This is a genomic window from Streptomyces sp. NPDC088354, assembly GCF_044753585.1.
In the GTDB taxonomy this organism is placed as follows: Bacteria; Actinomycetota; Actinomycetes; order Streptomycetales; family Streptomycetaceae; genus Actinacidiphila.
The window spans coordinates 1-11118 of record NZ_JBIVNJ010000088.1 but is presented as its reverse complement, the minus strand read 5'-3'; the positions used below and the strand labels follow the sequence as shown (position 1 = coordinate 11118).

Annotated in this window: 14 protein-coding genes; 6 read left to right on the top strand and 8 right to left on the bottom strand. The window is 68.3% G+C overall.

The features are described from left to right. Window positions 1–9 precede the first annotated feature (9 nt). Genes ACIP98_RS41140 through ACIP98_RS41130 form a run of 3 tightly spaced genes read right to left on the bottom strand, consistent with a single transcriptional unit; the run spans window position 10 to window position 1384 of the window. On the bottom strand, window positions 10–564 hold the full coding sequence (locus ACIP98_RS41140) for a hypothetical protein (RefSeq protein ID WP_401981825.1): 555 nt from the start codon (window positions 562–564) through the stop codon (window positions 10–12). Window positions 565–587: 23 nt separating this feature from the next. Beyond that, complete coding sequence (locus tag ACIP98_RS41135; protein WP_401981827.1) at window positions 588–1067, bottom strand: Ku protein; 480 nt, start codon at window positions 1065–1067, stop codon at window positions 588–590. Continuing rightward, window positions 1064–1384: a Ku protein gene (locus ACIP98_RS41130; RefSeq protein WP_401981823.1), complete on the bottom strand. Its 321-nt coding sequence runs from the start codon at window positions 1382–1384 to the stop codon at window positions 1064–1066. Before ACIP98_RS41130 ends, ACIP98_RS41135 begins: the two co-directional genes overlap by 4 nt. 281 nt (window positions 1385–1665) lie before the next feature. Here ACIP98_RS41130 and ACIP98_RS41125 point away from each other — a divergent pair, with 281 nt between their 5' ends. Beyond that, window positions 1666–1914 (top strand): phosphoadenosine phosphosulfate reductase family protein, encoded by a 249-nt coding sequence (locus tag ACIP98_RS41125; protein ID WP_401981820.1) that lies wholly within the window; start codon window positions 1666–1668, stop codon window positions 1912–1914. Window positions 1915–2148: 234 nt separating this feature from the next. Here ACIP98_RS41125 and ACIP98_RS41120 read toward each other — a convergent pair whose 3' ends face one another. Further along, window positions 2149–3189, bottom strand: a complete 1041-nt coding sequence (locus ACIP98_RS41120; protein ID WP_401981819.1) for a hypothetical protein — start codon at window positions 3187–3189, stop codon at window positions 2149–2151. 165 nt (window positions 3190–3354) lie between these two features. On the opposite strand from ACIP98_RS41120, the gene ACIP98_RS41115 reads away from it, so the two are divergent. Next, a complete protein-coding gene (locus ACIP98_RS41115; RefSeq protein ID WP_401981826.1) occupies window positions 3355–3471 on the top strand; it encodes a helix-turn-helix domain-containing protein in 117 nt (38 codons plus the stop codon). Beyond that, window positions 3465–3728, top strand: a complete 264-nt coding sequence (locus ACIP98_RS41110) for a helix-turn-helix domain-containing protein (RefSeq protein WP_401981817.1) — start codon at window positions 3465–3467, stop codon at window positions 3726–3728. Before ACIP98_RS41115 ends, ACIP98_RS41110 begins: the two co-directional genes overlap by 7 nt. Before the next feature lie 411 nt (window positions 3729–4139). Here ACIP98_RS41110 and ACIP98_RS41105 read toward each other — a convergent pair whose 3' ends face one another. Further along, window positions 4140–4343, bottom strand: a complete 204-nt coding sequence (locus tag ACIP98_RS41105; RefSeq protein ID WP_401981816.1) for a cold-shock protein — start codon at window positions 4341–4343, stop codon at window positions 4140–4142. 225 nt (window positions 4344–4568) lie between these two features. Between ACIP98_RS41105 and ACIP98_RS41100 the strand changes: the two genes are divergently transcribed. The 3 genes from ACIP98_RS41100 (at window position 4569) to ACIP98_RS41090 (ending at window position 6445) form a co-directional block, all read left to right on the top strand. Then, window positions 4569–5249 (top strand): HNH endonuclease family protein, encoded by a 681-nt coding sequence (locus ACIP98_RS41100; RefSeq protein ID WP_401981814.1) that lies wholly within the window; start codon window positions 4569–4571, stop codon window positions 5247–5249. Window positions 5250–5333: 84 nt separating this feature from the next. Beyond that, window positions 5334–5813: a DUF6233 domain-containing protein gene (locus tag ACIP98_RS41095; protein WP_401981812.1), complete on the top strand. Its 480-nt coding sequence runs from the start codon at window positions 5334–5336 to the stop codon at window positions 5811–5813. A 146-nt stretch (window positions 5814–5959) separates the two neighbouring features. After that, complete coding sequence (locus tag ACIP98_RS41090; RefSeq protein ID WP_401981809.1) at window positions 5960–6445, top strand: MarR family winged helix-turn-helix transcriptional regulator; 486 nt, start codon at window positions 5960–5962, stop codon at window positions 6443–6445. 387 nt (window positions 6446–6832) lie between these two features. On the opposite strand, the gene ACIP98_RS41085 is transcribed toward ACIP98_RS41090, so the two are convergent. Genes ACIP98_RS41085 through ACIP98_RS41075 form a run of 3 tightly spaced genes read right to left on the bottom strand, consistent with a single transcriptional unit; the run spans window position 6833 to window position 10436 of the window. Then, window positions 6833–7603, bottom strand: coding sequence for a hypothetical protein (locus tag ACIP98_RS41085; RefSeq protein ID WP_401981807.1), 771 nt, complete (start codon window positions 7601–7603; stop codon window positions 6833–6835). Beyond that, window positions 7600–9789, bottom strand: a complete 2190-nt coding sequence (locus ACIP98_RS41080) for a hypothetical protein (RefSeq protein ID WP_401981804.1) — start codon at window positions 9787–9789, stop codon at window positions 7600–7602. The genes ACIP98_RS41085 and ACIP98_RS41080 overlap by 4 nt, the downstream gene beginning before the upstream one ends. Beyond that, the gene (locus tag ACIP98_RS41075) at window positions 9789–10436 is read right to left on the bottom strand and encodes an excisionase family DNA-binding protein (protein ID WP_401981803.1); all 648 of its coding nucleotides are present in this window, start codon (window positions 10434–10436) and stop codon (window positions 9789–9791) included. Before ACIP98_RS41075 ends, ACIP98_RS41080 begins: the two co-directional genes overlap by 1 nt. Window positions 10437–11118: the final 682 nt, after the last annotated feature.

Below are 11118 nucleotides of genomic sequence, written 5' to 3'. Positions count from 1 at the left end.
ACATCTCACTCAACCGCCGAGGAGCCTCGTCCGTTCTGCACGAGTCGCCGACCGGCCGACCGTCACCCGATCGGTGGCCTCGCTGAAAAGGCTCAATGTGTCTCTGCCCGCGATTCCGGGAAGGATCATGGTCCGGTAGGTGCCGCCTCGGCACTCACCGAAGTCTCCCGCACCAGGGACGATCTCCATACGCGTGGGTGATGGCAGTTGCCAGCCACTGTCGCTGCCCGGCATCGAGCTCTGGGAGTGCGGCCCGGAAGTCCTCTTCGTCCTTCGGCCGGGGCTGGTGGGCCTTATAGAAGAGCAGTCGAGCAAGTGGGCTTTCGCCTGCTCCAGTTGCTGCGCCATGACGTCGCGGTTGAAGGCTGCCCGGACGGCCTCAAGTGCCGCCGCGGCGTGGCGTGCGGCCTGGGACGCCTCGTCACGCTGCGCCGTTGCCACAGCGAGCTCGCGCCTGAGGGCCCGTTCCGCGTCGTCCTTGGCGTGCAGCTGGGCCTGGAGGTCCTGTACCTGATTCCGGAGGCGGGCGAGTATCGACAGTTCCGGTGCGCCGTGGGTGTCCATCAGCCAGTTGTCACGGAGATCCGTCAGTGCTGCTGGAGGCCTGCTGTCCGTCGCCCACGGGGCGGAGGCGACGCGGCCATCAGGTCCACGGTGCCCTCCGGCGGCGGGCTGACCTCGGTGCCCTCGGGCAACGGCTCGCCCTCCAGCTTCGCGGTGACCAGCTCCGTCATCGCGTCCCGGTAGCTGTCGCGCAGCACCGACAGGTCGAAATCGCCGGAGATCGCGTCCATGAGACTCACGGCCATCTGCACTTCTTGCGGCCGCGCGGTGACGTCAGGTGGTGGCGCGGAGTCTTCGGCAGGCCGGACCTCGTCCGGCCAGTTCATAGTCTGAAGAACCAGAACATCGCCCTTGACCCGGAGCAACGCCAACTGCTCCTTGCTGCCGGTGCGCAGGGTGACCTTCGTGATCGCGGACTTGCCGGTGGCGCGCATCGCGTCCCGCAGCAGCGCGTACGGCTTGGCCGCGGAGACGTCGGAACCGAGGTAGTACGAACGGCTCAGCTGCAGTGGATCGATCGTGGTGGCGTCGACGAGGCCAGGACGTCGACGGACTTAATTGACGGCAGTGGGAGCTGGTCGAGGTCGTCGTCGGTCAGCACGACCGTTCTTCCACCCGGGTCGGTGTACCCGCGGGCCACCTGGTCTTTCGGGACTTCTCGGCCGCAGGCCTCGCAGGTCCGGCGGAGCCGGATGCGGCCGGCGTCCTCGGCGTGCACGAGATGCATCGTGAGGCCCTGTTCCTCGATCACCGAGTGCAGGGTGACGGGTACGCTGACGAGACCGAATGTGATCGCGAGACGGCTGATGGCAGGCGGCATGTTCTCCATCGGACCTGGGGCAGACTGCCCCCACACTTCGGCCAGCCCGAACGGGCGAATCACCAGGGCACGACCACCCGACCAGCGTCAGCACCCCTTCGACGCTGGCACCATTCGGCGCTGGCACCACGTGGCCCCGTAGCCCGGGCAACCAAACGCCAAAGAGCCCGCCCCATCGGGGGCGGGCTCCTTGGTGGGTCACGCCTCGGCGTACCTACTTCCCTCGACCCTCGAAGATCGGGACCGCAACGACTTGGACGTCAGTACCGCCCACGGCCTCCATGGCCTGTTTCCTGTCCTCAGCTGTGCGGATCCTGTACGCCCTCGGACTGCGCGCCGAAGAGTCCTCGGGCCGGGCCCGGAAACCGTCCCTGGACGTCGACCGCGCGCAGTCCAACGGGAAGCGCACCATCCCCCAGTGGCACCCCATCATCGGCTGGGACGAACAGACCGTGTGGCGGCGGATAGCCGACTCGGGCGTCCAGTACGGGACTGTACGGTCTTCGGCTCTGTCTCACATTCGGTGGTAACGGGGCGTCACAGGCGCTGACATCTGCTTCCGGGAGCCTTGCCCGCAGTTTGAAGCGGGGCCGCAGAGCGTCGAATCCATCTCCCACGCACAGAGCCATCCGAGACATGCTGGCCATGCAAGACGCCGACCGACCTGCACTCTTTACTCTGCGCATCCAGCCTAACGTTGCGTTACCACCGGATGTGAGGCAGGGCCGATGGCTGGACAGACCCGCCATAGGTGGAACGCCCGGTCAGCCACCGGGCTTTGCGACCTTGCTCCACAACTCAAATGCCTTACCCGGCTGGTCCGTATAGGCGAGAACGAACGCGGATGCCGCAACTCCTGCGATGGCGTACGGCTGTCCAGCATCAGGTACCGGAAGGAACGACGCTCCCACTGCGGCCCCAGTGCCAGCCAACAACGCCATCACAACCCGCACCCAGTCCCAGTCCTTCACAGGTTCCAGTCCAGCCAACTCCTCCTCGTCCAGAAGCGCGCCCACCCGACCGTGCACGTAGCGATCGCACACGCACAGCAACAGGGCTGCCAGCTCCCGTAATGCCGTGCCGCTATCCGTGTCTAGACGGCGCTCCGCCGCGCGAAGTCGTGCGACGACCTGCCCTCCGTGAAGCCGTAGCGCCTTTCTTCGATGAGAGGGCCAGCGGACGGTACCGGAGTCACGATAGGCGCGGGCAATCAGCCTCGACGTCACGGTGAGGCGGAGAGCCACCTCGCGTAGACGCTCCGGCTCCTTGTCTGCAGACGCCGTCGAGGCCGCAGCACAGGCTCGGATGGTCAGAGCCACGTTGAACACGAGGCGGTTGCGTGTGACCCACCTGCCAGCCTGCCAGGGACTTGACGGCGAGCCACGCCACACAACGACGAAAGCAGCGACTGGGCCGACAACCATAGTCGCCAATATGGCGGCCATCGCGACCAGCAGTGCAAGAAAAACCAGCACCAGGGGGCCGTACAAGAAGTTGAAGTCGTCAGGAACCACGGTCGGGGTACCAGTTGCCTGTGGATCACGAAATTGAGTCTCTGTCAGTGAATCCACCACACCAAAATCCAAAATCGTCAAAATTTCGGAAAAGACGAGCGCGGCGATGAGGCGGCCGACCAGAGCAGGACGACGGCTGACGATGAACCGCCGCAGCGCCAGACACATACGCATAGACGGCCGGTGGTCCGGCCCCACCAGCACCCTGACGTCCCGCCTCAGTCGACGCACTTCATAGTTCGATGCGCGCACATCGGCCCCACCGATGCAACTGCGCACCCAGCGTTCCACTGACTTCCAAGTCCCATCCGCACCCACACGCCACAGGATGTCAGCTAGTGTTGCGTGTTTGAAGCAGCTTTACGTTTGCGGTTTCGGGACAATGGGGCTGTGTATCTGGCCGCTGCGTTGCAGCTCCGAGAGGGTGATCGGTCGCGCTTGGAGGCGTTGACTCGGATGTCGACGGCCCCAGCGGGGTTGGTGCAGCGGGCGCGGATCCTGCTGCTGGCGGCGGAGGGCGTGTCCAACACGGACATTGCCGCCCGGTTGGGGATTCACGTCCGACCGTGCTGAAGTGGCGTGACCGGTACGGGGCTTCGGGGATCGCCGCGCTCGGGGACCTGCCGCGTTCAGGCCGGCCGGGAACGGTGGATGAGGTGGCGGTACTGGTGGCGACGCTGGCCGAGAACGGTCGGCCGCCGGCCCGTCTGGGGGTGACGCACTGGTCGTCGCGACTGTTGGGCGCGGAGCTGGGGCTGTCGTTCTCCGCGGTGGTCAAGATCTGGCGCAAGTGGGGCCTGCAGCCGCACCGGGTGGAGACGTTCAAGTGAAGTTTCCCCGCGATCTCGGACACTCGTTGCTCACGCTGCGAGAGTGTGTTCTTGCTCGTGTCGCTGTCGGATCTCCAGCGGGGTGACGTAGCCCCAGGCCGGATGCTTCCGTAGTCGTCTGCGGTTACGAGAGGGGGCATGTCGTCGTCGCTGATTCCAGTCATGCCCTGTAGTACGTCAGGCAGCGAAATTTGTTACACCCCAGCTGAGCAGCGACGAACGGCCAGGTTCTCGAACCCGCTCCCGACTCGGCGCGCAGGATGCCTCTACTCCTGCGCACGGCATCCGAACGCGGTACCGACGTCAGGGGCGTGCTGGGGCACGTATGGTGGGGGACCCGAGAAAGGACGAATGGGGCCGTCCCCGAGGAGGACGACCCCACACGCGGTGGTTCCACTGGAAGGCCGGGAGTCAGCCGCGGACGATGTTCTCCGCCTGCGGGCCCTTCTGGCCCTGCGTCACGTCGAATGTGACGTGCTCACCCTCGACGAGCTCGCGAAAGCCGTTGCCGGCCACGTTGGAGTAGTGGGCGAACACGTCCGGGCCGCCCCCATCCTGCGCGATGAAGCCGAAGCCCTTCTCCGAGTTGAACCACTTCACGACACCAGATGCCACTTGATCATTCCTCACGTGCAGCTGCTGCGGCGCACCCCGCGGTACGCCGGCGGGTCCCGTCGACCGGGCCCCGGATCTGCATACCGGACGATCCAGGTCCTCCGCCACCCGATCCACGTGCCGGGCTGGCTCCTCGTTCGGGTGCATTCTCGCCGCGCCACTCCCCCGGGCCCGCTGATCTCCGCTACGCAGGAAGCCGGAGCAAGATCACAGAGAGGGGACAGTGTGGGCGGGGACGTGCGGCGAATGGTGGTTGCCCTGGTTGCCGGGGCTGTTCTGGCCGGGAGCATGGCGCTGCCGCAGGCCTCGGCGAGTGCCGCCGGCGGCCCGCGGCTCCGGGAAGCGATCGCGGCCCTGCCGGTCATCGGCGAGGACCGGCTCGGATACCAGCGCACGGCGTTCCGGCACTGGATCGATGCCGACCGCGACCGTTGCTCGACCAGGTCCGAGGTGCTGCTGCAGGAGGCGATCGACGCACCGACCGTCGGGCCCGGGTGCGCCTTGACCGAGGGCCGCTGGTACTCCCTCTACGACGACACCTACGTCACAGATGCCTCTGGGCTGGACATCGACCACGTCGTGTCCCTTTCAGAATCGTGGGATTCCGGCGCCTCGCAGTGGACGGCTGCGCAGCGGGAGGCCTACGCGAACGACCTCGACGAGCCGCGGGCCCTGGTGGCCGTGACTGCGCGCTCTAACAGGTCCAAAGGAGATCAAGACGTCGCGGAGTGGCTGCCCCCGTACGCGGCCGCGCGCTGCGAGTACCTGGTTGACTGGGTGACGGTGAAGGTGCGCTGGCATCTGGCGGTGGACGACCTGGAGCGTGACGCCCTGGTCCGCGGGGCGTCGGCGTGTCCGGACGTGCCGATCGCCACGACGCCGGCAGACACTCCTGTGCCGACCTGACCTGTGCGGCAGGAAGAAGCGCGATGCAGCGGTTGCCCGGCTGCCTGGACACGTGGATCGTCCTGTGGCGGCTAGCGTGGTGCGGTGACCAGCGCAGATGACGGGGACGGTATCGGGCCGTGGGTGACGGTGCGGTTGCCCGACGGCCAGGACCTGCGTGCGATGGTTCTGGAGCGCCGCTGGGAGCCGAAGAATTTTTGGTGGTACCGGGTGTCGGTGACGTTGCTGGCCAGGGACGCCTTGCACGGGGTGATGAGGGCCGTGCCGTCCCCGGTGGAGTTCTGGGCGCCGGCAGCTTCGTGCTCGCCGCTGGAAGGCGAGGACTACACGCAGGTCCCAACGACGCGCGCCAGGCACGTCCCACGGTGGCTGGTGGAACGGCGCTCCCAGATCCCGGGCGAGCACGGGCCGTTGCTGCTGGTGCACCGCGGGGACTGCGCAAGCATCCGCGGCAGCCGTGAGGGGGCGACGGCGCAAGAGGCGTGGCAGGTCCTGCAACGGCCCGATGCCGGGCAATGCCCGGTGTGCCGGCCCGAGCAGGCACTGCTCGCGGCCCTTGAGTGAAATGACCCCGGGCGGCGCCCTGCGCTGACGACTGCGGTATGGGTCACAGCGGGCTCACGGCCAAGCTCACCGGACAATCGGGGGCGCAAGGATTCTGGAACCGCCCCACGCGTACTCTTCGTTCCGACCTGCGCAGGACCGACAGAATGCGAGCTTCGGCCGTGACACCCTCGGCGAGTACGACCGACCTCCTGGACCGCCTCCAGTATCAGGTGGCGCTCTCCGCCCGCCGCGCGGAGCAGACACGGCTTGGTGGCGTGGGCAAGGCCGGCAACGCCATGGATCGAGGCGCCTACCTGCTGCTCCACCGCTTGGACAGCGACGGCCCGATGGGGGTGACGGCCCTCGCAGAGGCCATGGGCATCGATCCCTCGACTGTCACGCGGCAGGTCACGCCGCTGGTCGACAGCGGTTTGGTCAAGCGCACTTCCGACCCTGAGGACCGGCGGGCGGTCGTGCTCGACCTGTCCCCGCGTGGGCGCTCGCGTTTGGAGGAGATCCGCACCTCGCGGCAGCAGCTCATGGCGATCGCGACCGAGGGGTGGACGCCGGAGGAGCGGGAGACTTTCGCCGACCTCCTGAGCCGCCTGCACCGGACGCTCATCGAGCGCGCGCGGTCCGGCGCACTGTAGTTCCGCTCGTGCCTGCGCGGCTGATCACGCCGGGATGGCTCATCCAGCGAGCGGGGCGTCGGGGGGGCGTGGCGGTGCCGGAGGTGGGTGGGGGTATCTGCGTGCTTGCCCGGACCAGTTCGGCGAGCCACACCGCGGCCTCGGGGCCGATGCACAGGTCCACCCCGTTGGCGATCACGTCGCCCGGCGCCATGAGATGCGAGACATCCGCGGCTGCCAGCGCCTGGTGGAGTTCTTGGACGGCTGGCAGTACCGGGGTGCGCTACTCGAAGTCGTCGTCTTCGCTGACGTGGGACAGCGCGGGTTTCATGGGTGTTCGGTCCTCTGCTCGTTGGCGGGTCGTTCATCCGCGTGCCCGCTCAGGAAGCGCCGCCTTCGGTGCCGGTGTCAGTCCGGTGACTTCCATCCTCTGATCTCGAGGTGGGTAAGCGTTGCCCCGGGCTGTAGCCGGCCGGTCTCCACCAGCCAGCCCACGATCGCGGCCGTGACGTCGCCTCCCGCGGCATCGACCCGGTTCTTGAACTCGCGGGCGCTGAATCCACCGGGCCCTTGGGCGGCGCCGAGGCTCTTTCCGTAGGCGCGTTCCTCGGTGCCGTCGCGGCGCTGGACGACGCCGCGACGCAGTCCGGGTGAGTCGTCGCGGCGGCCGGCGTCCATGGTGAAGGCGGTCTTGCGGGCGCGGACGGTGAAGGCGAGGTTCCCGTCGACGGCGGCGGTGCGGGCGATGACCTTGTACAGCCGGGAGCCGCCGGAGGCCAGGTGCTGCTTCCCGGCCCGGGCCATGGAGGAGTGCCCCGGGGTTTCGGTGATGTCCTTGGTGCGGACGCGGGCTTTGCCGGGGCGGCGCTCGCCGGGCAGCGGGCGGGCGGTGCGGGGGGTGATGTCGTGGGCGGCGATTCGTTTGAGCTGGTCGATGTCGGTGATGCCGTCGGCCTGCACGGCCTGGACGACGTGCCGCAGCGCGGTCTCGAAGGCGGCGCCCTTGTTCTTGGTGAAGAACTGGGAGACCAGGCTGGAGTTGCGGCCGATGATGTCACCGACCTGCTTCTTGGTGAACCCGGCGTCGATGAGTTCCTGGGTGAGGCGGGCGGCCTCGTTCCTCTGCGGGGTGCTCCGGCGGCCGCGGCCGCCGGTTCCCCTGCGCCTGCGTGGCGTCACCGGGCGCCCTCACTGCGGGCCTTGGCCAGGTACTCGCGGCCGGAGGCCTTGAGGTCCATCAGGTCCGACAGCGTCGTCGGGGCCGCCAGCGGCCCGGGCTGGTAGCCCTTGACCAGGTAGTCGCCGGGCTGCTCGTGATAGGGCCAGCCGGTGACGTCCGCGGTGGTGTAGATCGCGTCGGTCCGGAACGCGACGATGCTGCCGGGCGGCAGATGCAAGGCTCCGACTTCCACGGTCTCCTTCGACGCGCCCTCCTGCGTCTGGTCCTCCTTGTGGACCTTCGTGGACAGCAGTGCGGCCCGCGCTCCGGACCACACCCCGGCGGCCCACTCGGGGTGGGCGTAGGGGTCGTCGCTGAATACGGTGCGTTCCCAGGTGATGGTCTGCGCGTCGACGGCCACGATCTGGGCGCCGGCCGGGACGAGACGCTCGTCGCCAATCGCGGTGGTGCCGGTGGTGACGCGCGGTCTCTGGGCGAAGCCGCCGAGGCCGTAGAGCAGGATGGCCCGCACCGCACGCGACGCCATGTGGGCAACGAGCCGTTCACGCTCCGCCGCATGCAGGACGGCCTGCGCGCGCAGCCGCTTCCAGGCGCTCACCAGCTTGTCCCGCCACTCCCGCAGCGGGGCACCCGCTTCCCACCGCAGCCCGTCCAGGATCTCGATCTTCCACGGGGACAGGTGGTTGCGCAGGGCGAGGTTGATCTCGGCTCCCCCGGCCCAGGTGGTGAACGTACGGCCGGGCTCGGACGGGTAGCTCCACCCGGCCTCGCCGGTGACCGGGGCGGGCAGCAGGCCCACGTGATTCCAGTCCTTCGGGATCGTCACCCGGACCTGCCAGTGCGACGGCCGGTACAGCGCGTTGGCCTTCTCCTTGTCCGACATCGCGGCGAAGATCGCAGGGGTGATCCGCTCCGGGACGCCGACTCCCCCGCTCCAGGCGTGCTTGGCGTAGGCGAAGGTGCGGTCCAGCTCGGTCAGCTGCGGCAGCTGCTCCGGCACGCGCGGCGGCGTGATCAGCTCAGCGCGGCCCTGGCCGGCGGTCGCGTGCAGGAGTCCTCGGATCTCGATGCTCATGACGGGGTAGCCGTCGGCCCACTTCGCGCCGGTCTTGGTGGGGATGGTCCGGGACCACAGGTCCTTGCCGGTACGGGTCGGCGAGCCCATGATGACGACGTCGCTCCACTCGGTCCGAAGTGCTTCCCACAGCCGCAGGAAAGCGTCCCGGACCATGGTGGGGTCGGCACCCTCGGGGTCGAACCACGCGCCGATGGAGGCCAGCTCCAGGTGCCGGTCGCCTTGCTGCCAGCGGCCGATGGGGTGGCGTTCGTGGGCGAAGTGCCCGGCCAGCAGGTCCTTGCCCTTCGACTTGCCCTTCCCGCTCGACACCTTCCATCCCGGGGCCGGCGCGTTCAGCCAGGCCGTGACCGCGTCCTTCATGTGCGGGTAGCGGTCGACATTCCGGTGCCACGGGTCGCCCGCCGTGATGTAGATCCGCACCACGGAATCCGGCAGGAAATTCGTGACAGCGGCCAGGATTTCCCCGGCACTTCGTGACCCCAGGTCGAGCTGGGCGGAGTGGGTCTTGTAGACGAGCTGGCCGGTCTCGGCGTCCAGGAACGCGGTGTCCCACCGGTCCTGGGGGAAGTTCGGGCGACGCGAGACCAGGTTCGGTGCGGCCGCCACCCAGGCGTCGCCCCGCTCCCCCGCCGGGATCGACGGCAACTCCCGCGGCAGACCCGCCGACACCGCCGGTTCGGCCACAGCCGGGACAGGCGCAGGAGGGACGAGCGTGGCGGCCGCGGCCGCCGTCGACGCCTCCGACTCAGGCATGTCGTGGGAGGCCGGAGCGACGGCGGCAGAAGTCTCGACGGCAGGTGGGCGCAGCGAGGGTGCCACAACGCCGGGTGCCTGCACGGGAGCGGGCGGTGCCGCCTCGGCCGGCCCTGCCGGCGTCGGCTCGCCACCGGCCGGTGCGAGAGACGGAACCAGGAAGGCGACATCGCGGACGCTCAGCCCGGCGGCCGGGGCGATCCGGTCGGCCTTGGCCTTCTCGTAGGCACCCAGAGCCACGACCTGCTTGTCCCGCTTACGCTGGAGCGTTTCGAGTTCCTTGGTGAGAGCGCGGATCTCGTCCCGCATGCCCCGCAGTTCGGCCAGACTGGCGTTGTAGGCCTTGGCGTCCATCACGCTTCTCCTTCTGCGGAGCTTGTAGTCGCATGCGTGAAGAGGGCCCTGGTGGCGACGTAGGCGATAGGGCCACCGGACTTCGAGCTCAGCCGCGTGCCAAGCAGCAGCGCCGCGCAAGCAGCGTCAGCCGTGCCGTCCGGAGCCGGAGTGAGTGCGTTGACCGGGTTGGTGAGGTCGGTGACGTACCCGGCCAGGCGGGCGTGCCGGAAGCTGTAGCGGGCGTAGCGGCCGCCGTTGTCACTCACGGGATCACCCAGGTCAGTCAGCACGGCGACGACGAAGCCGGCGATGGTGACAGGCAGGATAGTCGACGCGGCCACGCGGTCGGGGTCGCAGCGCCACCATTCACGCAACGCAAGGAGCAGTTGGTCGGCCCCCAGGCCTGCGCTGTAGCCGATCCACGCCCGGTCCGGCTCGTCGACTCGTTCTGCGACGCCCACTCTCAGGACCGGCACTTCAGGGCCGGGTAGTTGCTTCAGAGGTGCAACGGGCAGGCGGGCCATGGTCTGCGCGGCCGACAAGGGGAAGACCTGACGTCGCCCGTGGGTGGCTGTGCCCGGTACGGCGCCCGAGGCGATGAGCCGCTCTACGGTCGGGATGGACACCCCGAGGGCCTGGGCGGCCTGCCCGGTAGTGAGGTTCATCCTCCCCCTCTGTCAATGCGGCTTACGTTACGGCGAGGGACACAAATCTATGGGTCGGACATGAAGGGCGTCAATGCGCTTATCGCTAACTCGAAACGCATTGGACGGTGGACGGCGAAATCCCCCCTTCGCAAATCGAACACAGGTGCAGTCCGAAGGTGAGCAAGTACGACTTTCCCGAAGATCTGGTCCAAACCGAGCGCGACCTGATGCGAGCCCAAGAGGACCTGGCTGCCCTGTACACGCGGACGATCCGGTAGCCCAACAGAGTCCCTACGGTGCGTCGTCACCGAGCCGGGGCCGGCCGCCGGCACACCCCACCACGAGGCACCAAAAGAATCAGAATGCTGATGCGAAGCGCTGTTCTCGAGCCCCGATGGCCATGCCGCCGTCCAGGTGACCGGCCCGGATCCCGCTACTCTCCGTTACAAATCCGCGACGCTGCAGAAGGTCGGGAGGCACCGGGCAGGCAGCTCGCGGTTTCGGACCAGGACCCCGATGGCGCCCCGCCAGCTACTGGTGCCATGACCGCCGGCGGAACAAGGACGTCGGCCTGCTAGGGCGTGTATCGGAAGTACCCGGGGACGCCCCCCGATCTGGCGTTTCGCGAGGCAGTGGCATCCTTGGGCGGTGTTCTCATCCGATCATGCGGGCGCCGTGTTCTTCGATGTCGATGGCACAC